This window comes from Shewanella sp. MF08487 (assembly GCF_050848685.1).
Taxonomy (GTDB): domain Bacteria; phylum Pseudomonadota; class Gammaproteobacteria; order Enterobacterales; family Shewanellaceae; genus Shewanella; species Shewanella glacialipiscicola.
Window position 1 is genome coordinate 206155 of sequence record NZ_JBOZPB010000005.1, and the last position, 24710, is coordinate 230864.

At 45.4% G+C, this 24710-nt stretch carries 24 protein-coding genes; 5 read left to right on the top strand and 19 right to left on the bottom strand.

What is annotated here, in order from left to right:
* Positions 1–140 precede the first annotated feature (140 nt).
* The 8 genes from ACRN9H_RS05810 to sirA all read right to left on the bottom strand — a co-directional run bounded on the left by ACRN9H_RS05810 (position 141) and on the right by sirA (position 8288).
* Positions 141–1019 carry an ABC transporter permease subunit gene (locus ACRN9H_RS05810; protein ID WP_432312837.1) on the bottom strand — a complete coding sequence of 293 codons (879 nt, stop codon included), beginning with the start codon at positions 1017–1019 and terminating at the stop codon, positions 141–143.
* Positions 1016–2068, bottom strand: coding sequence for an ATP-binding cassette domain-containing protein (locus tag ACRN9H_RS05815; RefSeq protein WP_432312838.1), 1053 nt, complete (start codon positions 2066–2068; stop codon positions 1016–1018). The genes ACRN9H_RS05810 and ACRN9H_RS05815 overlap by 4 nt, the downstream gene beginning before the upstream one ends.
* The gene (gene nosD, locus ACRN9H_RS05820; protein WP_432312839.1) at positions 2065–3354 is read right to left on the bottom strand and encodes a nitrous oxide reductase family maturation protein NosD; all 1290 of its coding nucleotides are present in this window, start codon (positions 3352–3354) and stop codon (positions 2065–2067) included. Before nosD ends, ACRN9H_RS05815 begins: the two co-directional genes overlap by 4 nt.
* Before the next feature lie 10 nt (positions 3355–3364).
* Positions 3365–3856, bottom strand: coding sequence for a nitrous oxide reductase accessory protein NosL (locus ACRN9H_RS05825; protein ID WP_432312840.1), 492 nt, complete (start codon positions 3854–3856; stop codon positions 3365–3367).
* A gap of 258 nt (positions 3857–4114) precedes the next feature.
* Positions 4115–4774 (bottom strand): tetratricopeptide repeat protein, encoded by a 660-nt coding sequence (locus tag ACRN9H_RS05830; RefSeq protein WP_432312841.1) that lies wholly within the window; start codon positions 4772–4774, stop codon positions 4115–4117.
* Between the two features lie 82 nt (positions 4775–4856).
* Positions 4857–5639, bottom strand: a complete 783-nt coding sequence (locus tag ACRN9H_RS05835) for an FKBP-type peptidyl-prolyl cis-trans isomerase (RefSeq protein WP_432312842.1) — start codon at positions 5637–5639, stop codon at positions 4857–4859.
* A 79-nt stretch (positions 5640–5718) separates the two neighbouring features.
* On the bottom strand, positions 5719–6159 hold the full coding sequence (locus ACRN9H_RS05840) for a rhodanese-like domain-containing protein (protein ID WP_432306468.1): 441 nt from the start codon (positions 6157–6159) through the stop codon (positions 5719–5721).
* 62 nt (positions 6160–6221) lie between these two features.
* Positions 6222–8288 carry a dissimilatory sulfite reductase SirA gene (gene sirA, locus ACRN9H_RS05845; RefSeq protein WP_432312843.1) on the bottom strand — a complete coding sequence of 689 codons (2067 nt, stop codon included), beginning with the start codon at positions 8286–8288 and terminating at the stop codon, positions 6222–6224.
* A 509-nt stretch (positions 8289–8797) separates the two neighbouring features.
* Here sirA and ACRN9H_RS05850 point away from each other — a divergent pair.
* The 5 genes from ACRN9H_RS05850 (at position 8798) to ACRN9H_RS05870 (ending at position 13101) form a co-directional block, all read left to right on the top strand.
* Positions 8798–10888: a heme lyase CcmF/NrfE family subunit gene (locus tag ACRN9H_RS05850; RefSeq protein ID WP_432312844.1), complete on the top strand. Its 2091-nt coding sequence runs from the start codon at positions 8798–8800 to the stop codon at positions 10886–10888.
* Positions 10888–11322 (top strand): cytochrome c-type biogenesis protein, encoded by a 435-nt coding sequence (locus ACRN9H_RS05855; protein WP_432312845.1) that lies wholly within the window; start codon positions 10888–10890, stop codon positions 11320–11322. The genes ACRN9H_RS05850 and ACRN9H_RS05855 overlap by 1 nt, the downstream gene beginning before the upstream one ends.
* Before the next feature lie 18 nt (positions 11323–11340).
* Positions 11341–11937, top strand: coding sequence for a redoxin domain-containing protein (locus ACRN9H_RS05860; RefSeq protein ID WP_432312846.1), 597 nt, complete (start codon positions 11341–11343; stop codon positions 11935–11937).
* 173 nt (positions 11938–12110) lie between these two features.
* Positions 12111–12689, top strand: coding sequence for a nucleoside triphosphate pyrophosphohydrolase family protein (locus ACRN9H_RS05865; RefSeq protein WP_432312847.1), 579 nt, complete (start codon positions 12111–12113; stop codon positions 12687–12689).
* A gap of 124 nt (positions 12690–12813) precedes the next feature.
* Positions 12814–13101 carry a helix-hairpin-helix domain-containing protein gene (locus ACRN9H_RS05870; RefSeq protein ID WP_432312848.1) on the top strand — a complete coding sequence of 96 codons (288 nt, stop codon included), beginning with the start codon at positions 12814–12816 and terminating at the stop codon, positions 13099–13101.
* Positions 13102–13105: 4 nt separating this feature from the next.
* Here ACRN9H_RS05870 and ACRN9H_RS05875 read toward each other — a convergent pair whose 3' ends face one another.
* The 11 genes from ACRN9H_RS05875 to ACRN9H_RS05925 form a co-directional block, all read right to left on the bottom strand.
* On the bottom strand, positions 13106–14191 hold the full coding sequence (locus ACRN9H_RS05875; protein ID WP_432312849.1) for an AI-2E family transporter: 1086 nt from the start codon (positions 14189–14191) through the stop codon (positions 13106–13108).
* Between the two features lie 84 nt (positions 14192–14275).
* On the bottom strand, positions 14276–15193 hold the full coding sequence (locus ACRN9H_RS05880) for a TlpA family protein disulfide reductase (protein ID WP_432312850.1): 918 nt from the start codon (positions 15191–15193) through the stop codon (positions 14276–14278).
* 347 nt (positions 15194–15540) lie between these two features.
* Positions 15541–16674, bottom strand: a complete 1134-nt coding sequence (locus tag ACRN9H_RS05885) for a hypothetical protein (protein ID WP_432312851.1) — start codon at positions 16672–16674, stop codon at positions 15541–15543.
* A 158-nt stretch (positions 16675–16832) separates the two neighbouring features.
* Positions 16833–17882 carry an NAD(P)H-dependent flavin oxidoreductase gene (locus ACRN9H_RS05890; protein ID WP_432312852.1) on the bottom strand — a complete coding sequence of 350 codons (1050 nt, stop codon included), beginning with the start codon at positions 17880–17882 and terminating at the stop codon, positions 16833–16835.
* A 163-nt stretch (positions 17883–18045) separates the two neighbouring features.
* On the bottom strand, positions 18046–18813 hold the full coding sequence (arsH, locus tag ACRN9H_RS05895; RefSeq protein ID WP_432312853.1) for an arsenical resistance protein ArsH: 768 nt from the start codon (positions 18811–18813) through the stop codon (positions 18046–18048).
* Positions 18813–19247, bottom strand: a complete 435-nt coding sequence (arsC, locus tag ACRN9H_RS05900; protein WP_432312854.1) for an arsenate reductase (glutaredoxin) — start codon at positions 19245–19247, stop codon at positions 18813–18815. The genes arsH and arsC overlap by 1 nt, the downstream gene beginning before the upstream one ends.
* A 99-nt stretch (positions 19248–19346) precedes the next feature.
* The gene (locus ACRN9H_RS05905; RefSeq protein ID WP_432312856.1) at positions 19347–20630 is read right to left on the bottom strand and encodes an arsenic transporter; all 1284 of its coding nucleotides are present in this window, start codon (positions 20628–20630) and stop codon (positions 19347–19349) included.
* An 86-nt stretch (positions 20631–20716) separates the two neighbouring features.
* The gene (locus ACRN9H_RS05910) at positions 20717–21052 is read right to left on the bottom strand and encodes a metalloregulator ArsR/SmtB family transcription factor (protein WP_432312858.1); all 336 of its coding nucleotides are present in this window, start codon (positions 21050–21052) and stop codon (positions 20717–20719) included.
* A 265-nt stretch (positions 21053–21317) separates the two neighbouring features.
* Positions 21318–22181 carry a 4-hydroxybenzoate octaprenyltransferase gene (gene ubiA, locus ACRN9H_RS05915; protein WP_432312860.1) on the bottom strand — a complete coding sequence of 288 codons (864 nt, stop codon included), beginning with the start codon at positions 22179–22181 and terminating at the stop codon, positions 21318–21320.
* A gap of 147 nt (positions 22182–22328) precedes the next feature.
* Positions 22329–24497: a DNA helicase II gene (uvrD, locus tag ACRN9H_RS05920; protein ID WP_432312861.1), complete on the bottom strand. Its 2169-nt coding sequence runs from the start codon at positions 24495–24497 to the stop codon at positions 22329–22331.
* 94 nt (positions 24498–24591) lie between these two features.
* Positions 24592–24710: IS3 family transposase (locus ACRN9H_RS05925; protein WP_220733647.1), on the bottom strand; the 119-nt coding region annotated here is incomplete at its 5' end.

Here is a 24710-nt window from a genome sequence, read left to right on the forward strand (position 1 = left end):
TCCCATAAGCTAGAGTGACAAAGCGTCACCCAGCTAATAGGGTTTATGTTACGTTTTAACAACATAAAATACTGTGACTGTATACTCAGTTTAGTTATTGTTTAATAAGCGCAAATCCCACCTAATGTAGCAGACACTAATTAAATTTCTTGATGTTTAAAGACCCAATGACAACAAAAGAGTAAGGCGATAATCCAGCCAGTAAACAAGCAATACATTAAAGGCAGCCCAAAGCCTGTTTGCGCAATCAGTGTAAGGCTGCTTTTTGCAACGAGCGTATCGGCAGGGTTAGCAAGCAAATTTAAGGCGCGGAATAAATCGGTAGGATTAAATAAAATCACTATGTTAAACAACTCGCGATTCAGTATGTCGGCCATTGCGACCAATAGGGTAAGTAATACCAGATCATATATTAGCACCAGTACAAACCATAAAATCAGCAACATCCCTAATGCCTTGGCTTTTTCTCGCACACATAAGCTGACCCAATAGCCTAATAAAATAAAAACTAATGACAGTAAAATACTGCTTAGGATTAAATGAGTAAATCCGCTGGCAAGGGTTAACTGAGCCTTAGCATCACCCAATAAAACCAGCATGAATCCTGTCACGCCAAAGCCTAAAATACAGGCAATCGCCATCACGCAGCCATGGCCTAAAAACTTACCACACAGCAGATGCCAGCGCGCCAAGGGATAGGTCAACAATAACAGTAAAGTGCCGGACTCTTTCTCACCCACAAAGCTGTCATAACTCAACAAAATCGCGCCTAAGGGAAGAATAAACACCGATAAGGTGACTAATCCAGAGAGAGTTTGCGCAGGCTCAAACATGGTTAAGCTGCCAGATATAGCGCTGCCCATAAAACTCACGCTCAATGAAAGCAGTAGCAATATTGCCGTCATCATCCATAACCAACGGTTACGTAGGTTATCCTTAAATTCTTTCGCGGCGATAGTGCTAATAATGCTCAGGGCGCTTAAATGGCCTCCCCCCGATAAAACGTCGGTTTGACTCATGTCATCGACTCCCGCTTAAGGTCATTAGTCATATTCACCACTTGAAAGGCCGTAGGGGATAAAATAGGCGCTGGAGCATCGCAAACACTATCCATAATACTTTCCATATAGTGATGAAATACATCCTGCAGACTCGGGGGCTCTACAGAAAAGTCCACTAGCTGCATTTTTTGTAATAAATAATTTAATACCGCGGCTTTTTGGCTGGGCGCTATGGTCAGCTTTAAGCCCTGCTGCGAAGAGGTGTTCACACAGGCACTTAAAATAGGCTCACTTAATACCTCTTGCTTTTGTGTTTGAGATAACGAGTGTAAAAAAATATGGCTGGGTAACTCAGTTGCCGCCCTAAGAGAGGCTAAGCTTCCGGCAGCAAGCATGCGGCCTTGACCTAAGATCAAGGCTCTTTCCATTTGATCTTGCACTAATCCTAACTCATGGGTGCTAATGATAATGGCGCAGCCTTGGGCCTTAAGTTGCGCGATTTTTTGATACAAAAAAGCCGACGCTAGGGGATCTAAACCCACGGTCGGCTCATCGAGTAATAATATTTTGGGGTTGGCTAATATCGCCTGTGCGAGCCCAAGACGCTGACGCATCCCCTTTGAAAAAGTATTCAAACGCTGATTTTTAGCGGCCTCTAAACCAAACTCGGCAAGTAATATATTAGCTTTTGCAGGGGCGATGCCCTTAAGTTTTGCGAAATACTGCAGTAGTTCCAAAGCGGTCATGTTGTCATAAAAGCTCACATTTTCAGGTAAGTAACCTAAAGATAAACGCTGCAGCGCATTCATAGAGCCCACATTGTGGCCTTGCACAAAAATCTGGCCGCTAGTGGGGGCAATAAGCCCTAAAATCAATTTAAGTAACGTCGATTTACCTGCGCCATTATGCCCAATGAGGGCAATAACTTGGCCTTTTAACACGTCAAAACTCACATTTTGCAGCGCCTTAAACTGGTTATAAGACTTAACGACATTAATGGCTTTAACGGCAATATCGCTATGCGTTATCACCTTATTCGCAGAGTGTGTAACCGCTTGATGATTCATGGCGAAACTCCATCAACTTGCGCAGGCTCGTCCCAGTGCATTAAGGGGAAGCTGTCACTAATACCGCTTGTCACTTGGGGCTGAAATTGCCGCTCAACCCAACGTAGCAGCAGCACAACAGGACTTTCCATTAATAACTTTGCCTCTGGATAAAGCCAAAATAACTTATCTAAACTGTCGTTAGGCCGATGGACAAGATCGCCAATCCCATCGGAATCTAAATCCCAGCCTTGATATTGCGACCAGTAGTTACCCTGCCCCTGATAACTCCACTCCAGTTGCGCGTCGCCCACGTATTTCACTTGGGTTTGATTTGCCGTAATACGGTTGCGCCACAGACGATTTTTCTCACCGCCCATCGCCATACTGATCCCCGTATCGCTATGACTAAACTCGTTATCTTCAATGCGATTATTTTGCGCTGCGTAGATAAAAATACCTTTGCCCTCATTACCTAATTCCACGGTTCCCTTAGGGTTATGAATATTGCTAACGCTGTTAGCTTGTACATGACAGGACTCAGTGATGTTGAGCAAAATGCCAAAGTCACGCGCCTGAGTTACGCGATTATGGTGCAGATAAATATCCGTTGAGCTCATTAAGGCATAACCCCCATCAACGGCAATGGCTTGGTTTTGCCACGCTTCGTCAGTTTGGGTGTACATGTAATGAATGCCGTATTGCAGCTTAGTAAATTGATTTTCAGAAATGCGACTGTGGTTAACAGACTCCAGATACACGCCATCACGGACGAAAATAAGCTGGTTATTATGAATTTGCGGAGCAGTGACATGCTTAAGATAAATACCATCGCCCCTATCCAATACATAAATAGCGCCATTACCACTAATGCTATTAGCAAGGATTTCAGGCGCATCTATGTGCTCGCCATAAATACCAAAACCCTCACCTTCGAGGCGATTGGCGGTGATTAGCACGTTATCCGCCCCTTGCTTTAGCAAGATCCCCGCATCACGATAATAGAGATCTCGCCCCCAATGACGGATATTGAGCCCTTCGATAGTCACCTTAGCGGCTTCAACAATTAACGCACTACCTTGGCGCTGTGCATCTAAAGTAGCGCCAGCTTCACCTTTTAAATGAATAGATTGCGTCACACTAAATGAGCCGCTGTATACCGCGGTCGCCAGTACAATAGTGTCACCATCTTGAGCCTTACCGAGCGCCAGCGTCAGTGAATCAGTATCTGTCACCCGAGTGAGCGCTGCCCAGCTACTGCAAGAGGCAAAGCACAACAGCCCAATAAAGAGTCGACGCAGCTTCATCTTTATAGCCCTACTTATCGCCCGCCAGCAGTTCTAATGTAATGTCGTTAAAGGTCAACACGCGACCGCCATATTCTTTGGCAAAGGCTTCGGCGGCGGCCTGAGTGCTAAAAGGAGCAACCGCAGGTCCCATCACGGCTTTTTTAGTCGTGCCATACACATAAAATGCACTTTTGGCATCGATAAACGCACTATCGTCTGGTTGTTCCCAATTGGTCGTGGCGGCGTCATGCACCATCATATAATCAATCTGGCGCTTGTTTTCGCTTTGCAAAGCAAAGTTAAACATATCGCGGCTAGAACAAAATTTAGGCACCATTTTGTCGGCTTTGAGGTGTACTTGTCCTTTGGGGCCAGGGTATTTAGTGATCACCATGCCGCACAAATGACATCGGTCATGTTCATGGATCATCTCGGCTTGGTGGATTTGCTCGGTCGCCTCGCTTTTATGGCCAGTCAATAGCAAAGGCATTAACAGCAGTAACGCATAGTACATCTTCATCTTATTGCTCCTGTTGAGTAAAAGCATCAACACCTCGTCAGGGCACCTTGCAGGGACAGTCCCGTACGACGAGGGTTGATAAAAATAATATTCGTCCAGCAAACTAAATTAAGTCATTAAATTGCATAGTGTTGTCAGATATTAAACGGCACATACCTGCGTATTAATTACCTGCCTCGCGGAGTACTGACGTAAAAAGCTCTCTGGTTGTTTAATATCAAACGTTATTAATATCGTTATTAACTTGCCTAAAAGTGGTTAGTGACTCGATGTATCATCACTTTCAGTTAATTTTATTTGCGCTTTCTCTATGGCGGTATAAATCGTATCGCGGTTGATATCAGCACTTGGCTCTGCCAACAATTGCTGCCAATGACTAATGGCCTCACTATAGCGAGCGTTCAAATAGGCATCGGTGGCGAGTAACAAGCGTGTTTGAGGTTCTGTAGGCCATAAAGCCAACGCTTGATTGATCACTTGTGTGGTTTCAGGGTTGATTTGGCGTTGATCGCGGTAGTAAAGCGCATTGGCTTTACTGCCGAGCACCTCGGCATCTTCACCCGTCAACAGTAATAATTTGTCTAAGGTTTGCACCGCATCGGCATACAAACCACCAGCACTATAGGCCTGTGCCAGAGACATCAGTGCCAAGGTATTTTGCGGCTCTTTTTCAACCAAGCGAATCCCCTTGGTAATATCGGCCGCGACTAAATAGTCAATATTTTCATCAGCTTTACCTTGGTTCCAATCGTGGAAACGACCAGTTTGGCTATAGATAGCTAGGGTTAGCAGCACCAGTAGCGCGCCCATTAACAAGGGCGCTTTAGCGGATACGGCAGGTAATTGCGCCATATCTTGTGCAAGATTTAAGCGGCGGTGTTGCCAATAAATATAAGCAACAAACAGCCCCAAACACATGCTAACTCCTAACCCTAGATCCACGGTTTTATCCCCTAAACTGAGCGTCTGTTATCGTCATCAATACCGCGAATACCCGCTATTAACTGTGACCTGGCATCATGCTTTTGTTTTTTATCTCTTTCATTTCACTCGGGGTTTCAATATTTTTAAGCTCAACATCAAACACCAAAGTGGATTCAGGAGGGATCACCCCAACTGACTCCGCGCCGTAGGCAAGACTGGCCGGGATCACAAAGCGATATTTAGCGCCCTTAGGCATCAGTTTGATCCCCTCTTCCCATCCGGGGATCACTGACATCAAGGCAAAACGCGTCGGCTCTTTACGGCCAACTGTGTTTTCAAACTCAGTGCCATCAATCAGTTTGCCCACGTATTCCACCGTCACAACATCTTCTGCTTTAGGTTTATTACCTGAACCTTGGTTTAGGACTTCATATTGCAAACCCGATGCAGTGACCTTAACGCCAGACTTTTTCTGGTTTTCCGCTAAAAAGGTGGCGCCGGCTTTTTTCGTTTCTACCATTTGTTTTTCAGCGACTAGCGTTCTAGCGGCGTTCAGTTCTTCAGCCCGCTGATTAAGGTAGGTCAGCACTTCTTCATCGGTCAGTTGTTGTTTATCTTTGAGAGCATCGATAAAACCTTGCACCACCAAATCAACATTCACCGCTGAACCCAACTCAACTTGGTTATAGACTTGACCAGAAATGTAATTACCGATGGATGCCCCCATGCTGTATGAGGTTTTATCGGCATCGGTTTGCAAGCTAGGCGCTGCAAAACTTGCCATAGAAATAAAGAGTGCCGCACAGGTCGCCACTGTGACGGTTTTTGGAATAAAAGAAGTTGGCATACGTGTTTTCATATTATGTTCTCTTTAGTAATTAACCCTGTGAGTTTCACTTTTTGACCCGCAAACTAAACTGACGATAAATCTTGTTTAACTATGGTTTTTCAATGACTCGGCCTGACATGCGCCAGCCAAAAATGCCATCCGTCATATGCCGCACACCGGTGTAACCTAATTTCATGGTTTCTCTAGCGGCCATATTGCTGGTGGTACACAGACGATTGGCGCAATAAAACACCATCACCGCATCTTTATTCTTTGGAAGTAACTCTCTCCAACTCTGCACATTGAAAAAAACCGCCCCGGGGATAAAACCATCCGCCCATATTTCCAGCGTATTTACGTCAAAAAAATAAACCCCCTGCTGTCCCACTAATGTTTCGGCTTCCATCATTGAAATTGGGTTAAGTTCGATTTCGTTATAAGGCACTTCGGACATCTCAGAGCCACCACCCGCCACCACAGGCATTGCCATGATACCCAAGGCTAATACCATTAAGGTTTGAGTAAGGCTGCGACGCAGTAATGTATTCATAATCTGGTTCTCAAATTCCCCGACACCCAGAGGTGTCGGGGATAACTAGGACTTACATTAAACTAGGCTTTTTTTGCACTTAGGCCTTTAGCATCAATAATGGCTTGGGCTTGAGTAACATAGGTCAAAGCTGCGTCTAAACGTTTGAGTGAGTAACGAGCACCGTGTGCACCCCATGAACCATCATCTCGAATGAGCTTGATGACTTCTTCGGCTTTATCGGTAAACATCAACACCTGCGCTTTGTCTTCTGTCGATAACTTAGCCTTTGACATTGACTTATCGATACGAGCGAGTGCTTCCTCTACTTGTGCAAAGGTTTCTTTCACTGGCTTTTGCCACTTCTGAACTTTGCCGTAGATTTCCATTTGGTCTTTGAAATGCAGACCAGCTGGCAACTCTGATTGGAATTGGCTATGACAACCTTTGTTTTCAACCACATCGTGGTCTGACACAGAGGTACGGGCACAAGTCCACATTAAATCAAGGTAGTTATGGCCCTTTTCATCTTTCGCCACAGTCCAACCTTTAGTCGCAGAGTTGCGAGACTTGCCTTCTGGTGGATTGAGCGTTTTACGTAATGGATCCACATCAATTTTCCACATGTGGGATTTACGTACGTTATCAAAGCCCGCTAAGTCAGGAACCTGAATAGCGGTGAAGTTTTCACAGCTTCCCATGTTTGGCATGTGGCAGCTTTGACAGGTTTGCTTACCATGCGTCTTAGTATTGTTAGCAATTTCAGCCTGTGCAGCATGGCAGTCGGTACACTCTTTCACTAACTTAGGTTTAGTGATACCAGACTTCCAATCGCCATCGGTGACTTCATGTGGATCGTGACATGTCGAGCAGCGCATACCTTTGTCATAGTGAGCAGAGGCAAACATTTGCGAACCTTCAGTACCACAAGATGGGCATGATGACTTCATCTTCACGTTGAAGGCATATTCCAGCTTTTCTTTACCCTGAGGTGTTTGGGCTAGCTCTTCAACAAAGTTGAACCGCTGGTGACAACGCTCACAGTTTGAAGGCATGCCGCCGCCAATACCGCCGTCTAAGTGACCCCCTGCGCCATGACACTCTTCACAGGTAATACCCAGTGAAACTGTGTGTTTTTGCAGTTCTTTAGGGTTGCCTAACGCGGCAAAGAACTCTTCTTTGGTTTTAAAGTCAAACTTGAAGCTATGGCACATTTCGCAATAGGAGCTAGCAGGTTGGAATAAAAACTCCTTCTCATACTTAGCGCCGTATGAGCTCATGCCCCATTGATGTGAACCGCTAGCACCGAACTCTTCCATTGTCGTTGGAAAATTAGGCACCACTTTTTGGATTTTCTTTGCCATTTCAGGCGTTAACCATTCAGCCCAACCGCGGGAGAATTGGTTACCACCGGCCACCATAGTGCCCGTACCGTCTTTAAGCAGACCATCGCGAATATGGTAAGTACCGCGAACTAAATAGCCATCAATAAAACCATATTTGGTTCTTGGTGTTCCCACTGTGGCGTAAATGGCGTCTGGCGTAATACCATCTGGCAGAATGGACGTATCCTTAGTGCCATACATTGTTTTTTCTATATCGTTTTCCACTTCAGGGTGGTTACCCGGGAAGCGTAAGGTTTTAGAATGGCGTGAACGTTTCCATTTTTCATACTGTGGGCCATGGCATTCACCACATTTTTCAGGCCCAACAAACTTATTAGGGAAATCCAATATCGACTTAGCGCCAAGTCGATATTGCAGTGCCATAGGGCGATTACCCTCTTGGTGTTGGCTATATTTCTGACTATCACCACCGTGTAAATATTCTTCCCCACGGTCACTGACTTTATAAGTTCCCTTTAGGCGGCCGGCTTCTGCATATTTAAATACCGGATGGTTTTCGAACAAAAAATCAAATAACTCTTTTTCTTGAACGATATAGTCCTGAAGGGTTCTCACACCCCGAGATTCTACTGTTACATCGGGATTGGCCATAATAGCTTGTGCTTCTGCACTTTGCTGTTTATTGCCATAACCGGGCTTGATGTCTCCTGCAGACTTAGCGTCAGACGCTAACCCTACTGCACTGACGACAGTGCCTAAACAAAACAGCACACTTAATGCCGCCTTGGATTTCCATCGTTTCATCATTCACTCCTAATTATCATTAGTTTTATATTTTCCACTGAACTTAATTGTTCTCGGAACGACACAAACAATTGATCAGTGACTGCATGATGAAGAAGGGCGAGGATGAAAAATCAGAGCTAGAGCACATTAAATCCTTATAAACAAATCAAGATGACAACAACCAATTAATAACCTATAAAATCATAAGATTAACATTTATATCCCATTAGTTTTTTAGATCAAAAAACTACATTTTTAGTTCTGAAATAATCTAAAAACAACTTTTAACTTTAAAAAGTATTCAACGAGATAAATAAAGAAATTAATAAAGGAATAGATCACATTTTTTAAAATAGCATTCGAATAACCTTGAGCAACAAAATAGCGAATCATAGACATAAATATAAAAATTAATTTAACTAACCATAATTTTACTGCTAACGACTTAATACTTGCTAATGACTTAATAAACAATAGTTAAATCCTGTAGCCATTAAATAGTGAAATAACCCAAAGGACATAAATAAATGACCGTAATGCTGCCAGAAATAGGACATGTTTTGCTAATTATTAGCACTGTTATTTCACTATTATCGGCATCAATACCATTAATCGGCGTATATCGAAATAATGCTTACCTATTAGGATGCAGTCCTATTTTATTTCGGGCATTATTTTTTGCAGTATTCACATCGCTCCTCTGCCTCGTTTATTGTTTTGTCACCGATGATTTTTCTGTTGCCTATGTTGCCAACCATTCTAATAGTCAATTAGCGCTGGGATATAAAATAGCGGCCGTTTGGGGTAGCCATGAAGGTTCAATGTTATTTTGGGTGTTTGCCATTGCACTCTGGGGCGCCATTATCAGTTATCGCCTATCTATAACCGATTGCACCCACGCTAACAGCAGTGACCGCTACCAAGATGCGTTGTATTTTGCGAGGTTACTGGCGATTTTATCCTTAGTGATCCTCGGCTTTAACCTGTTTTTACTGTTTACCTCTAATCCTTTTGCTCGTTTATTGCCTGATTTTCCGATTGAGGGGCGCGATCTCAATCCCATATTGCAGGACATAGGCCTAATACTGCATCCACCTATGCTCTTTCTTGGCTATGTTGGGCTGACCGTTTGTTTTGCCGCCGCCTTAGCATCATTACTCGGGGGGAAATTTAATACTCGCCAAGTCAAGCATTTACAACCTTGGGTACTATTCGCGTGGATTTTCTTAACGGCGGGTAATGCCTTTGGCTCATGGTGGGCCTATAACGAATTAGGTTGGGGCGGGTGGTGGTTTTGGGATCCGGTAGAAAACGCGTCTTTTATTCCTTGGCTGGTCGCGACGGCATTAGTGCATTCCGTCATATTAACCAAACGCAGTCAGGGCTTTAAAATCACCACTTTACTGTTGTGTCTATTAGCTTTCTCGCTGTGTTTACTCGGCAGTTTCTTAGTCCGTTCTGGCATAGTGCAATCGGTGCACGCTTTTGCCTCTGATCCCACCCGTGGTATGTCAATCCTTTGTTTACTCGTGCTTTTTGTCAGCGCCGCTTTACTTATTTTTGCGCTCAAAGCCCATACCTTCAGACAAGATGTCATCTTTGCTCTTTTCAGTAAAGAAACCCTATTGTTGCTAGGTATTATTCTTTTAGTGGTGGCAGCTTTTTCAGTGCTACTGGGGACTTTTTATCCATTACTCTACGAACTACTCGGCCTAGGAACGCTTTCCGTTGGCGCGCCTTATTTCAACGCGATTTTTGTACCGCTCACCTTTTTACTCGCGTTGTTAATGGGTATCGCTCCCTTAGCCCAGTGGCAAAAGGCATCAAAAGCACAACTTAAGCCCTTGCTCATTTCGGGCATATTGGTATTAGCCTTAACCTTGTGGGTAAGCTTTCAAGCCGCCACGGGGGATCATTTATTTTTAATGCTTGGCACTGCAGCAGCGCTTTGGTTACTGGTTTGTTTATTACTCACCCTGATGGCGGCATTAGGATTCTATAAGCAAACCAGCATAAATAATCCCGCAAGCGTTAATGCTGACAATACAGTAACCCCTCTTTCTAAACGCCGCTTGGTGGCTATGTTAATCGCCCATTTTGGGGTGGCAATCACGATTACCGGCGCTACGGCGGTGTCGTTTTTTGAACAAGAAGCTCTGCTTCGAATGGGACCTGGGCAAGGTAAACCGCTAGCGGGTTATGTGTTGGTTTATGAAAGCACTGAAAATGTTGATACCAATAGTTTTACCGCTATCCAAGCCAATATAAGTATCCGCGATACCGCCCATGATGAGCGAGTATTAGCCTATGTTACGCCCCAACGGCAAACCTTTAAAAGCAATGGTATGGAAATGTCCCATGCCGGTATTGACCACGGCCTATGGCGGGATATTTACGTTTCAATGGGCTTACAACTGAGTGATAACGAGTACCTTATCCGCATCAGCTATAAGCCTCTGGCAAGTTGGATATGGCTTGGTGCCTTATTCATGATATTAGGCGGCGCTATCGCGGCGTGGCCCGCTTGCCGCCTTGGCTATCTATCTGCTGTTGAAACCTTAGATGTTAAAACCTTAGACAGCACAACCAATACACAACCACAGGAGAGCATCGCCTAATGAATGCCTCATTTCGCTCACCTTACCTCAGTTTTTTAATGGGGTTGCTTCTTATCACACTATTTTTGGGAGCCGCGATATTTTTCTTTATGGCGCAAGAGCGGTCAATCACCACAGTGTCTTATCAACAACAGACCATGGATATCAGTAAAGTGCTGCGCTGCCCTATGGCGACCAACCAGAACCTATTTGAATCTCAAGCCCCTATCGCCCATGAGCTTAAAGCGCAGATATTTACCATGCTGGAACAGGGGCAAAGCCAAGACGAGATTATTCATTTTATGGTGCAACGCTATGGTGAAAAAATCCGTTATCAACCTGAACTTAAAGGCTCAACTTTGGCGTTGTGGTTTGGGCCATTACTGTTCCTATTACTCGGTGTAGGGATTTGCCTTGCGCTAACTAAACGTAGTGCACCACGCCCTACTCTTTAAAAAATAGAGGATTAATTTATGAAACAACATTTGGTTAGGCTCACGCTGCTATGCGGTTTTGCTCTATTCAGCACCATAGTCCAAGCCCACTCTTTACAGAATAAACTTTACGATACCGGTGAAGCCATTCCTAAACCTAGGGTAATGACTGGCTTTGTTGAAATGCAGCACGCACGCGGGGTGCCAAATGTGCCCTTTCTCGATGAAGCAGGGCAAACTCAAACCCTAAAGCAGCACCAAGGCAAACTGGTGTTAGTCAATCTTTGGGCAACTTGGTGTGTACCTTGTTTACGTGAAATCCCACAACTTCAACAGCTTAAACAACAATATCAGGGCAAAAATATTGCCATAGTGCCAATCTCTATCGATGAGGACCCAAAGGAAGTGCGTCCTTTCCTCACTAAGCACAATTTTAAAGACTACCAAACTTGGTTCGACCCAACGCAAAACATAGAACAAATCATCCCTGCAAACGTTGTCCCCGCGACGTATTTTTTTGATACAAAAGGTAATCTGGTAGGCTTTGTGCGGGGATACCTAGACTGGGGCGATAAAGACGTAGCCCCTTACTTAGACCAATTAATCGCCAAATACGGCCAAGAGCCAACCAATTAGCACGTTAATAACTCAAATCTCCTTCGGTACACACCACCCGTAATTAACCGAAGCCCGCTGCACGAATATTAGCAGCGGGCATTTTTATACGCTTGACCCCATCCTTGAACTTTGTATTTCACGGCGCATTTCTTTAAAATTGCCGCCAAACTCTTTATTTCAAGGCAAATCAGATGAAACTCACCCGCTTAACTCAACCTATTTATGACCACTTATATCGTGATATCAGTGAGTTTCGTCGCACCTTCGACTTGCCCGTTAATGATGTTGATTCTTTAGATGACAAGGCCGACACCTTACATACTTCACTGATTATTGAGGAGTTAACTGAACTTGCCGAAGCCGATAGCCGTATCGAACAGGCCGATGCCATCGTCGATTCTGTATACGTGTTAATGGGCCGTTTAGTGCACTTAGGCGCGCAAGCCATGATCGACAGACTCGAAATCAGTTACTTAATCGACTTGTTGCTTTGTGTGGCTAAAAACCGTGAAATTGATTTTATAAGCTGCTGGGACGAAGTCCACTCGAGTAATATGAGTAAAGTGTGCCGTAACGAACAAGAACTCGCTGAGACGATTGCCTTTTATGCCAAGCAAGGTGTTGAAATTGTTGGTAGCCAACAGGGCGACTTCATTATCGCGAAATGCGCTAAAGATGTGGAAATAGTAGGTAAAGTGGTTCGCCAAGGCAAAGTACTAAAATCGGTTTACTATCGCCCAGCGGATCTAACAACACTGGTTAAAGCCTAGATTTGATAGCTTTGTTTATGAGCCTGTTATTTACAGGCTCTTATTTCGCCAAGGCAATTACGGCGCCTAAGCGATTATCCGGCGGCAATGACTTTTCAGCGTGTGTTTTAACGAGGCAATCCGTATGAATCCTGCAAAAGTCGTGCGTGCCGAGGTTAAGCAATTAACTGATTTACCCAATATTGACAAAGCCTGTGAGGCGGATTTACGTTTGCTTGGCATAGATAAGCCTGAACAACTATTAGGCATAAATCCCTACGACCTGTATCAAACGCTCAATCGTTTGACCGGAAAAACACACGACCCCTGCATGCTCGATGTATTTATCTCCATCACCCGTTTTATGGCAGGTGAAGATGCTAAACCTTGGTGGTTTTACACAGATGAGCGCAAAAATACCTTAGAGAAATGAAGTTTTAGCGACTATCTATCTGTTTATCCAATGGTATCGTTTCTGGCTCTTCCCTTAACCACTCACGCCAAATCGCCACCAGCAAGGCCATCAATACTGGACCAACAAACAAACCGACAAAACCCATGGTTTTCACGCCGCCAATCAAGCCAAAAAAGGTCGGTAAAAAAGGCAATTTAATTGGCCCACCAACCAAATTCGGCCGCAGAGTTTTATCAACAATAAACAGCTCTATGCTACCCCAAAGAAACAAGCCTACGCCTGCAGTCGTATCACCAGTACCGACCAAATAAAGTGAAATTAAGGTAAACATAGTGGGCGCGCCACCGGGAATCAAGGCCATAAAGGCGGTTAGCACCCCAAACGCCACGGCCGATGGCACACCGGCAATCCAATAGGCAATCCCTAGCACTATGCCTTCACCAATGGCGATAAGCGTCATGCCAATAACCGTAGAACTGACCGTAGCAGGCACCACTCGAGAAAAGCTATGCCAGCGTGCGGGCAGCACTCGCTCACCGACAACATCTAATTGTTTCGCCACTTGTTCACCATCTTTATAGAGGAAAAATAAGGTGATGAGCATAAAAATTAAGGTCAGTAGCAACCCTAGCGTGTTCCAACCCAACTGCAGTACCCCGCGAGAAATACCCGTCAGGTTCTGCCCACTGATGGCACTGATAATTTTACCTAATTCGTGGGGTTCACCGATAAATTGTTGCCATTGCAGGGTCAACCATTCACCCATCCAAGGTAGCTCTTTGATCCACAAGGGCACGGGCGAGCCGTGTTGGTTGGTAAATACCAGCCAATCAACCCAAGTTTTAATCTCTTGTAACGCATAGGAAAATACAAAAGCCAGCGGGATAATCAGCCCGAGCACAATACAGCACAGCGCAATGGTTGCCGCCAATACAGTGCGATTCCCGCATTTTGCCAATAGTTTTTGATACAAGGGCCAACTCGAAAAACACACGATCAAAGCAGCTAAGGCGGGCACTAAAAAGTCGATAAAAAAGAACACGCCAGCACACAGCAGCAAAATCAATAGGGTACGACCAATCGCGGCATTACTAAAAATTGGCGTCATAGGGCTAAAAGTTCCCACAATAAAAACGAATGATAAAGTAGAAAATACTCGGCATTACGCCAAAGTCCTAATGTTATAAAGGAGTTATTGAACTGGCAACTGCTCGACAACTTTCTCTGGCTGGCTAAAATCAGTAATACGCTGCATCACTTTACCGTCCTTGATCCAGAGTAAAGTCGGAATATTTCGAATGTTAAAATGATTAAACAACACGCCTAACTCATCGATACTAAAGTCTATTTGTGTTTTATACAGCTGCTTAAAATCCGCCAGTGCTTTATCGTCAGTCCACAGGTGATTTACCACGCCATGCCAGGCTTTATTGGGTAGTTTTTGCACGAGATCATTTAAACCATTTTGCACAGCAACACACTGTTTAGACATCTCAGGACGGCTCTCAGCTAAGTACCAATCGCACCATGTTGCGGTAAAAAACAGTAAATGCTCACCCTGAACCCAAGGTTTGAGTAACTTAGCCGTTTGCTCCGCATTAGGCGCATCGGTTGTTTGCGCCGTTAACTCTTGGCCACTGGCTAACATATCAATAAATTTATCTAAATTAGCATCTGACTCATGGCTAGTGTAAACCACATCACCCGCACGATTAATTAATACGCTATAGGGCGTACCGACCAAGCCTAAAGCCACACCTAACTCGCCTTCATTATCTAACCACACGGGCATAGTCAGCCCAAAACGCGTGATAACCTCAGCAATCTTAGGCAGCTCTTCATTAATATTAATGTTAACCGCAACTATGTTTACTTTGTCCTGATATTGCTTTTGCAGAGCTTCAAAATGCGGCATTTGCTCCATACAGGGCTGACACCAAGTTGCCCAAAACTTTAGGTATATCGGCTTGTCACCCGACACACTGGCTAAGTTCACTTGCTGCTGTTCTGGATAGGTTTTAAGTGTGATTTGTTGATAGGCTTTATCGCCCGCAAATGCAGTAAAACTCATAACGGCAAGGCACAAAACAATGATTTGACGTAACAACATAACGTTATCCTTAAATCTATAGAGGTCAGCAACATCTATGACCATCGATATTAATCATTTGAAGCCGTGGTAGATGCTCATACTCAGGCTGAAGGAACGGCTGAATTAAGCCGCTGAGCTTAACTCGCGGTAAATCATTAGACGACGAGTATAAACCAATGTGTCGCTAATTTAGCCATGTTAAATACAAGTATTGGGGAGTAGATAATAGCAAAGATATCGCAACTTATAACAATGACATTCTGTGACATCTAAATCGCCAAATGAAAAACGTTACATTATAACACTTTAATATCAATAGCTTAAACAAAGATTTGCTATGTAAACCCAACCTAGCATGTTTTTTGTCACTCGTGGATTTGACCAAGCGCATCGGCGAATACTGGAGGATCATCCACAACAAGGTTGACCACACTGAACGACTCTGGCAATTGTCCCATGCCACCATAATAAGTTTGGGGCTGCTTAAAAATAAGCTGCACATTCGCGGTATCGCCACGGCCTATTGTCAATATTTCTGAAGCACCGCCCACTTGCTGTGGCTGCATATGAGTCGCAAACATCCCTAATTTCAGTTCATTTATCTGGGTTAAATCAATCGACATAAAACCCCAGATACCATTATTGATAATCAACTTACCTTCCTTTTGGTACAGGGAGTAATAACGACTGATGCGGTAATTGGCAGCGATTAATACAACTGAATACAAGATCAAACCAGAAACGAATACGGCAGCAATATGACTCACATCATCCAGTAGTGTGTAACTCAGTGTGGAGGCGGCGATTAAGCACATTATGAGGCCTAAAGCATGCCAAGGCTGGGCACTGAGCAACTTAAGCTGAGTGACTGCAGTAGGGTGGCGACGGGAAAAATAAGGAATAGCGTAATACCAGCTCGCGGGTTCAGTGGCGAGTATTAAACCTAAGGTCAGCTTCTTATCGTCAGGCATTTGATTCTTTGGCGAATCAATGTTTGATGCGCCCTCAATATTAAGCGTTCTAAGTTCATTCGTCCCCTTACCCTTCTCTTGCTCCACAGTGGCAGCATATTGAGCAATGATCGCTAATCTTGGATCGCTTGAAGCCTTCCTCGCCTGCCACAATCCCTTAATAATACTCACCATCAAGTACAGTTCGATGAGCAGCAATATCGCAATAATAGGGAAACGTAACCAAGCGATAAACTCGAAATACTCTGCAATTTTAGGAGGATAACTGAGCCGAGCCATGAGGCAGCTCAAACTTAGGATAACAAATATTTTCCAGCTTTTTTGCGCACCAATTTTGATAATCCAATACCAATAGAGCAGAGGTAACAACACAAAATATAGCGCACTGACGAGTGCCAAAAGCAGCTGCTCACTTGTTTGCGTTAACTGTTCTGGCACGATATTAAACCCAATAAAATACACAGTAACCATCAATATGAGGAAGGCTATTCGATATTTAACTGGGCGTCTTAGTCGTATTTTTAGCATTTAACATCCCTGTAAGTTGAGCTATTCAACAAATAACAGTTAATACATAACTGCCAAAACTATAATAGTGACAACCAATAAAGTTGCTTGGTTTATCAAATACATTGGGGGCAACAAGAATGAATACAAGGTGGGCTTAAAAATACTCAAGTAGATTGTTAAACCATCAAACCTAAAGCTAACAGCCTTGTGAGCTCCGCAGCCGGGATCGCTTTGCAGCCTGAAGCATTTTGGCCGCACCACAGTGGGCTGAAATCACCGAACCCTTGTTGCTCGGCGGCGCTTCGTAATACGGCAACAGCACTTGCTGCAAGAGGGAAATCGGGTACAGCTTGGTTGATAGGTCCAAGTTCGGCCATAAAACGATTCACTATGCCGCGAGCAGGTCGGCCAGAAAATAAGTTAGTCAGCGCAGTATGCTGCGCGGCCTCACTTTGCAGCGCGGCGCGATAAAGTTTACTGGTGGTGCATTCAGGGCAAAGTAAATAGGCCGTACCGACTTGTACCGCCGAAGCGCCCATTGCCATCGCGGCGCGCACAGTTTTCGCATCAACTATGCCACCTGCGGCGATAACGGGCACAGCAACGGCAGCGATGATTTGCGGCAATAAGCTAAAAGTGCCGAGCTGCGCAGTTAAATCATCGGATAAAAAATGCCCTCTATGGCCGCCGGCCTCTAAACCTTGGGCAATAATAGCATCCACGCCATGTGCCTCTAGCCACAAGGCTTCTGCCACTGTAGTCGCGGTAGAAATCACTTTAGAACCCCAAGATTTAATCTCTAGCAGCAAATCATCATTGGGTAAACCAAAGTGAAAACTCACGACTTCGGGTTTAAATTTGGCTAACACTTCAGCCTGAGCACTGGTGTAGGGTGAGCGCAGCTGCACCACGGTTTGGGCGTCAGGATTGACACCTAACTCAGTAAAATAAGGCGCGAGTTGATTAAGCCACTCGGCCTGTTTTACCGCTTGTGGTGCGGGCTCTTGATGACAAAAGAAGTTTACATTGATGGGCTTAGTCGTTTGGGCGCGAATATGCGTTAATTCAGTGTGCAAAGCCTCGGGGGATAACATGGCGCAGGGCAACGACCCTAAAGCGCCCGCTTGCGATACGGCGACAGTCAGGACACTGCCCTGAACACCCGCCATAGGCGCCTGAATAATCGGCAGTTCAATGCCAAATAATCGGGTTAGCTGACACGGCATATATCACCTCCTTTGATGGTTTATTCCTTTAGCGATTAATTCTAATCTTCGCCGTTTAAACTTAGCTACCCACATACAATACGACATTAAATACGTTGCTAACCGCTATAAAAATACTATCGCGATATTAAAATGTAACCATTTGGTATTGATAGGCACAAGCCTAAATACGCTTTTGCTCCACTCTGGCGGTAAGTTCTGCGTGGCTTTCTTTACGCTCACTGTATCTGTCGGTTAAGTAATCCATATTTCCCCGCAATAACAAGGTAAATTTCATCAACTCTTCCATCACATCCACAATGCGATCGTAATAGGCTGAAGGTTTCATCCGCCCTGCCTCATCAAATTCTTGCCAAGCCTTAGCCACCGAGGACTGATTTGGGATCGTGAACATCCGCATCCAGCGACCTAATATACGCATTTGATTGAGGGCGTTAAAAGATTGCGAGCCGCCGCTAACTTGCATAATGGCCAAGGTTTTACCCTGTGAAGGACGAATTGCACCTTCAGTCAGCGGGATCCAATCAATTTGGGTTTTCATTATGCCGGTCATAGCACCATGACGCTCGGGTGAGCACCACACCATGGCTTCACTCCAACGCACCATTTCACGTAACTCTTGTACTTTAGGGTGCGTATCGGGGGCATCATCGGCTAGCGGCAAGCCTGAAGGATTAAAAATCCGCACCTCTGCGCCCATGCGGGTGAGTAACCGTGCGGCTTCCTCAGTAGTCAAGCGGCTGTAAGAGCGCTCACGCACAGAGCCATAGAGCATGAGCACTCGAGGCGGATGCGCCTCTGGCGACAGCATAAATTGCACCGCCTGAATGCGGCTATCTAACAACTCAGACTTCAGTGCTGGCATGAGCTCCAGCACGTTATTTGAAGCTGGCACGTTATCTAAAGGAAGTGTGTTATCTAATGGATTCATTATATTAACCTTTCTCCCTTTGCATCAATCACAGCGTCACCATCTTCTTTGCTAAAAGCACCTTGCTGCACGTTAGGTAAAATATCCAACACTAACTCAGAGGGGCGGCATAACCTTGTGCCAAGTGGAGTCACCACAATAGGGCGATTAATTAAAATCGGATGGGCCAACATAAAATCGACCAATTCATCATCGCTAAAACAGTCATTGGCAAGCCCCAGAGCTTCAAAAGGTGCCACATTGGTGCGCAGCAGCGCCCTTGTCGGTATGCCCATAGCAGCAATCAAGGTAAGTAACTCGGGCCGCGATGGCGGGGTTTGAAGATAATGAATAATTTCAGGCTCTACGCCGCTATTACGAATAAGCGCTAGCGTATTGCGCGAGGTGCCACAGTCTGGATTATGAAAAATACGAATAACGCTGGCTGCTTGCATGATTTTCTCTCTATTAAACAAAATTTAGTTAACTATCGGTACTCAGCAACTAATATTGCGCGCCTGCAATAATCTGTCACACGCTCAATAAAAACCGCTTTAAAAAGATAGACGAACCGCCAGAGCAATAAGGGTCACTAACAGTATCGGTAACGTCATCACAATACCGACTCTAAAATAGTAACCCCATGTAATAGTAATATTTTTTTGTGATAGCACATGCAACCATAACAAGGTGGCTAAACTACCAATTGGAGTGATTTTAGGCCCAAGATCGCTACCAATAATATTGGCGTACACCATAGCGTCTTTAATCACACCGCTGGCTTCGCTGGCCTCTATCGACAGGGCACCAATCAGCACAGTCGGCATATTATTCATCACCGAAGATAAAAATGCCGTCAAAAAGCCCGTGCCTAAGGTCGCGCCCCAGATACCATATTGTGCGAAGGTATTGAGTATATTCGCCAGTAAATCCGTCAGGCCCGCATTGCGTAAACCGTATACCACCAGATACATGCCGAGCGAAAAAATTACGATTTGCCACGGCGCTTGTTTGAGCACCTCGGTTGTATCGATAACCTTACCGCGACGGGCGACGCCCCAAAGAATTAAAGCGCCAACAGCGGCAACCACACTCACGGGGACACCTAAAGGCTCTAGGGCGAAAAATCCAATCAAGAGTAAGGCCAATACCAGCCAACCCACCTTGAAGGTTTGCGGATCGCTAATCGCCTCATTGGGCGACTTTAGCTTAGCAATATCGTAAGTGGCTGGAATATCTTTACGGAAAAACCAGTGCAACATACCTAAGGTCGCTACAATCGCCACCAGATCAACTGGCAGCATCACTGCGGCATAGTCCATAAAACCCAGGTTAAAAAAGTCTGCCGAGACAATGTTCACCAAATTAGACACTATCAGCGGCAAGCTAGCGGTATCGGCAATAAAACCCGCCGCCATCACAAAGGCTAAAGTCGCACCGCGGCTAAAACCGAGCGCCAATAACATCGCAATAACGATAGGCGTGAGGATTAACGCCGCGCCATCGTTAGCAAATAATGCCGCCACACAAGCACCGAGCAAAATGATATAACTAAACAGCCAACGCCCTTTACCATTGCCCCAACGGGCCACATGTAATGCCGCCCACTCGAAAAAGCCCGCCTTATCTAATAGTAAGCTGATAATAATCACTGCGATAAAGGTGGCCGTCGCATTCCAGACTATCTGCCATACCACAGCAATATCACTCAATTGCACCGCGCCTGTGGCAAGCGCCATGGCAGCGCCAATCGAGGCGCTCCAGCCAATGCCTAAGCCCTTAGGTTGCCAAATCACCAAGATTAAGGTCAGCATAAAAATCGTTATCGCCAGTAGCATGGTATTCCCCGCTATACATACATTTGAAATACACCCGAATACACATATGAATTTTCAGATGTGTATCTGTAAAATTTTTTAGCATATTACTGACAAGATAAATGACCTTGTTGCAACCGCTTAAGGAGTTGGTTGGTTTCAATCAACAGACATAGGCCAGCTTGCTCAAGAATATGGGCAGCCCACACGGGAATATGCGGCGAGAGGCGATAATGGATCCATTTACCGTCGCGGCGATCCATTAATAAACCTGATTCTCTAAGCATGGCAAGGTGGCGCGATATCTTAGGTTGAGTTTGTTGCATAGCAACTGTGATATCACATACGCACAGTTCACCTGCCTCACGAAGCAAGAGCATAATGCTGAGCCGCGTTTCATCTGACAGTAACTTAAACAGTTGTAATGGTATTAACTGCGCCATAAACACTCCCTTAATAGAGAGAGAAATCATACTCTATTGAGCTGCTGCGTCAACAACACATGCAAAATATCAGATGTGTTTAACTGTTTTTAAGCATGAATGCCTATTATACGCGCCCACTAAATTCATTTAGTGACACGTATTGAGTAGCACATATTAGTGACTGTTTACGCAAGTAAAGCGGTGGGGATATCTGACGTGAGTAATTGATGCGGCAGAGTGACGGATATTTCATAGCGGCTGTTGAGCTACAGCCGCTATGTACTTAAGCGAATAAATAATCAGCGCCTAAGGTGGCGAATAACACCAAACCTGCCCAATTATTATTGAGGAATGCCTTAAAACACGGTGCACGTTCGCGACCAAAAATTAGCACTTGTTGGTAGGAGCTAAAGCCAACAAAAGTCAGTATTCCTAGGCCATACACTAAACCACGATCGGCGCTCCAACCCGCGGCAATAAAACAGATTAATGCGCCCAGCTGAAATAACCCGATGATTTGGCGGTCATATTTACCAAACAAAATCGCAGTAGATTTTATGCCTACTTTTAAATCATCGTCCCTATCGACCATGGCGTACATAGTGTCGTAGGCGACAGTCCAACACCAATTGGCGGCAAATAACCACCAAGCTTCCATCGGCACTTCACCCGTTTGCGCCGCGTAAGCCATAGGGATAGACCAGCTCCACACTATGCCCAAAAACATCTGTGGCATGTTGGTGATGCGTTTAGTGAAGGGATAAATAATGGTGAGAATAATGCCAACAACGGATAATTTAACGACTAATCCATTGAGTAATAAGACTAAACCAAATGCCACTAGGCCTAATACAGCAAACAGTAACAGCGCTTCTTTGCTGCTAATTTCACCACTGGCTAAGGGGCGAGCGCGTGTGCGTTCAACAAAGGAGTCAAGATCACGATCGGCATAATCATTAATAATGCAGCCACAGGCACGCATAATCACTACGCCCAAAATAAAGACGATTAATACCTTAAGATCGGGCATACCACCCGCCGCTAACATCAGCGCCATCAAGCATGGCCACAGCAATAATAGCGTACCTATAGGGCGGTCGATTCGAGTAAGACGGGAATACACATCCCACTTCTGCTTTAAATTCATTAACTAGGTACTCCCATTCCTAATATCGGCTCACGTTTCCACTCGATTTTCAGGAGTAGCATCATATACCCATGCTTCTCCCGATGCGAATTTACGCCCTAAAAGCGTGTCATAAAAAGCTGACATTCATCGCGTTCAGGGCTGGTATTAAAGCGCCTCTAACCGAGCGTAAGCCACCACTAACCACTTGCTGCCAAAGTCAGTAAAGCTCACTTGAACTCGCCCTTGGGCACCGCTGCCCTCAAAGTTGGTCACTTTACCTTCACCAAATTTAGGATGATTGACTCGTTGGCCGACGTTAAAGCCCGTATCGTTTGTGGCAGCCGATTTTTGGGCGCTGAAACGATTATTCGCCATCGGGGTTGAAACCTGCGCCTTAAGACGGATTTCATCCACATATTGCGGCGGGATCTCTTTGATAAAACGCGACGGCCGCGCGTAATCTTCGCGGCCATAAATGCGCCGTGATTCCGCATAGGTAATATAGAGTTTTTCCATAGCGCGGGTCATGCCGACATAGCAGAGACGGCGTTCTTCATCGAGTCTATCGCCCTCTTCGAGCGCCATTTTACTCGGGAAGATCCCTTCTTCGACACCCGCCATGAACACCATAGTGAACTCTAGCCCTTTAGCAGAATGCAGCGTCATTAGCTGCACCGCATCGGTAAAGGCATCGGCTTGGCCTTCGCCCGCTTCGAGCGCCGCGTGGGAGAGGAAACCGTTAAGTTCGCCCATGTCCTCCAGCTCTTCTGGCAGCTCAAAAGTACGCGCCGCCGTGACGAGTTCTTCTAAGTTTTCGATTCTAGCGTGGGCTTTTTCACCCTTTTCGGCTTCATACATGGCCTTAAGGCCCGACGCTTGGATCACTGTATCGGCCATGCGATACAGCACCATATCTTGGGTGTCTTCACGCATCGTCATGATTAAGTCCATGAAACCACGCACAGAATTTGCTGCGCGGCCCGCGAGCACTTTCTCGTCGAGCAAACGCACACTCGCCTGCCACAGGGTTAACTCATGCTGGCGCGCCGTGGAGCGCAAAATATCTAAAGTACGATCGCCAATGCCACGGGGCGGCGTATTCACTACACGCTCAAACGCCGCATCGTCGTCTTTGTTATTAATCAACCGCAGGTAACCCATGGCATCTTTAATTTCTTGGCGTTCGAAGAAGCGTAAGCCGCCGTAGATTCGATAGGCTAAGCCTTTGTGTAATAAGGCTTCTTCCAATACCCGCGACTGAGCGTTAGAGCGATATAAAATCGCACAATCACTGAGGTTGCCGCCCTTTTCGTGCCAATCATTAATTCGGCCGACAATAAAGCGCGCCTCGTCCATTTCATTAAAGGCGCAATAGAGCGAAATCGGATCGCCATCGGCTTCATCCGTCCACAACTCTTTGCCCATGCGCTCTGGGTTGTTGGCGATTAAGGCGTTGGAAGCTTTAAGAATATTGCCCTTAGAGCGATAATTTTGTTCGAGGCGAATCGTGGTCGCCGTCGGGAAATCTTTTAAGAATCGATGTAAGTTTTCAACCTGAGCGCCACGCCAGCCGTAAATCGATTGGTCGTCATCACCGACTATCATCACATTGGCAGTTTGACCGGCGAGCACGCGGATCCACGCATATTGAATGGCGTTGGTGTCTTGAAACTCGTCCACCAAAATATGCTTAAATCTGTCTTGATAATGGGCCAACAAGTGCGGCTTATTGAGCCATAACTCATGGGCACGTAATAGGATTTCGGCAAAATCGACTAAACCTGCGCGATCACAAGACTCTTGGTAAACCTGATAGATTTTTAGCAGATTTTGCTCAAGCGGAAAACCGCCCGCATCGATATGTTTAGGGCGTAATCCTTGGTCTTTTTTACCATTGATATAACCCTGAGCTTGGCGTGGAGGATATTGTTTCTCATCCAAATTCAAGCTTTTAAGAATACGTTTGATCAAACGCACTTGATCGTCAGAATCAAGGATTTGGAAGCTTTGCGGTAAACCCGCATCTTGAAAGTGAGTGCGTAACAAACGATGCGCCAAACCGTGGAACGTGCCAATCCACATGCGCCCCATATTAGTGCCAGCGACTTTTTCAACTCGCTCGCGCATCTCAGCCGCAGCTTTATTGGTAAACGTCACCGCAAGAATCGAGTAAGGACTCTGCTGTTCAACCTGCATCAGCCACGCAATACGGTGGGTCAACACCCGAGTTTTACCACTGCCCGCGCCCGCCAACACTAACATGCTAGATTGCGGTGCCGCGACAGCCTCGCGCTGCTTATCATTCAGGCCGTCTAGTAAAGAAGATACGTCCATTCTCGCCTCCAAAAAATCGAGGGGGCATTATAACAGAAGAAAACCCGCCTGCGCGTTTGATCCACAAGACAAGAGCCACACCTTGATGTACTGGTCAACCCAAACTGGACACTTTTACTTGAGAATTTTCAAACTCTACCGGTGACAGATTGTCATTAGCAGAATGAAGTCGCTCCAAGTTGTAATATTTCATGTAAGCCGTCACATCTTGCT

What these genes read in the sequence shown, in the direction of transcription:
- ACRN9H_RS05815 (WP_432312838.1), bottom strand. Translation starts at nt 2,068, where the DNA reads ATGAATCATCAAGCGGTTACACACTCTGCGAATAAGGTGATAACGCAT.
- arsC (WP_432312854.1), bottom strand. Translation starts at nt 19,247, where the DNA reads ATGCAAGCAGCCAGCGTTATTCGTATTTTTCATAATCCAGACTGTGGC.
- ACRN9H_RS05840 (WP_432306468.1), bottom strand. Translation starts at nt 6,159, where the DNA reads ATGAATACATTACTGCGTCGCAGCCTTACTCAAACCTTAATGGTATTA.
- sirA (WP_432312843.1), bottom strand. Translation starts at nt 8,288, where the DNA reads ATGAAACGATGGAAATCCAAGGCGGCATTAAGTGTGCTGTTTTGTTTA.
- ubiA (WP_432312860.1), bottom strand. Translation starts at nt 22,181, where the DNA reads ATGAATTTAAAGCAGAAGTGGGATGTGTATTCCCGTCTTACTCGAATC.
- ACRN9H_RS05910 (WP_432312858.1), bottom strand. Translation starts at nt 21,052, where the DNA reads ATGGCGCAGTTAATACCATTACAACTGTTTAAGTTACTGTCAGATGAA.
- ACRN9H_RS05870 (WP_432312848.1), top strand. Translation starts at nt 12,814, where the DNA reads ATGAATCCTGCAAAAGTCGTGCGTGCCGAGGTTAAGCAATTAACTGAT.
- ACRN9H_RS05890 (WP_432312852.1), bottom strand. Translation starts at nt 17,882, where the DNA reads ATGCCGTGTCAGCTAACCCGATTATTTGGCATTGAACTGCCGATTATT.
- ACRN9H_RS05885 (WP_432312851.1), bottom strand. Translation starts at nt 16,674, where the DNA reads ATGCTAAAAATACGACTAAGACGCCCAGTTAAATATCGAATAGCCTTC.
- arsH (WP_432312853.1), bottom strand. Translation starts at nt 18,813, where the DNA reads ATGAATCCATTAGATAACACACTTCCTTTAGATAACGTGCCAGCTTCA.
- ACRN9H_RS05835 (WP_432312842.1), bottom strand. Translation starts at nt 5,639, where the DNA reads ATGAAAACACGTATGCCAACTTCTTTTATTCCAAAAACCGTCACAGTG.
- nosD (WP_432312839.1), bottom strand. Translation starts at nt 3,354, where the DNA reads ATGAAGCTGCGTCGACTCTTTATTGGGCTGTTGTGCTTTGCCTCTTGC.
- ACRN9H_RS05905 (WP_432312856.1), bottom strand. Translation starts at nt 20,630, where the DNA reads ATGCTACTGGCGATAACGATTTTTATGCTGACCTTAATCTTGGTGATT.
- ACRN9H_RS05830 (WP_432312841.1), bottom strand. Translation starts at nt 4,774, where the DNA reads ATGTGTTTGGGGCTGTTTGTTGCTTATATTTATTGGCAACACCGCCGC.
- uvrD (WP_432312861.1), bottom strand. Translation starts at nt 24,497, where the DNA reads ATGGACGTATCTTCTTTACTAGACGGCCTGAATGATAAGCAGCGCGAG.
- ACRN9H_RS05860 (WP_432312846.1), top strand. Translation starts at nt 11,341, where the DNA reads ATGAAACAACATTTGGTTAGGCTCACGCTGCTATGCGGTTTTGCTCTA.
- ACRN9H_RS05865 (WP_432312847.1), top strand. Translation starts at nt 12,111, where the DNA reads ATGAAACTCACCCGCTTAACTCAACCTATTTATGACCACTTATATCGT.
- ACRN9H_RS05810 (WP_432312837.1), bottom strand. Translation starts at nt 1,019, where the DNA reads ATGAGTCAAACCGACGTTTTATCGGGGGGAGGCCATTTAAGCGCCCTG.
- ACRN9H_RS05825 (WP_432312840.1), bottom strand. Translation starts at nt 3,856, where the DNA reads ATGAAGATGTACTATGCGTTACTGCTGTTAATGCCTTTGCTATTGACT.
- ACRN9H_RS05875 (WP_432312849.1), bottom strand. Translation starts at nt 14,191, where the DNA reads ATGACGCCAATTTTTAGTAATGCCGCGATTGGTCGTACCCTATTGATT.
- ACRN9H_RS05850 (WP_432312844.1), top strand. Translation starts at nt 8,798, where the DNA reads ATGACCGTAATGCTGCCAGAAATAGGACATGTTTTGCTAATTATTAGC.
- ACRN9H_RS05880 (WP_432312850.1), bottom strand. Translation starts at nt 15,193, where the DNA reads ATGTTGTTACGTCAAATCATTGTTTTGTGCCTTGCCGTTATGAGTTTT.
- ACRN9H_RS05855 (WP_432312845.1), top strand. Translation starts at nt 10,888, where the DNA reads ATGAATGCCTCATTTCGCTCACCTTACCTCAGTTTTTTAATGGGGTTG.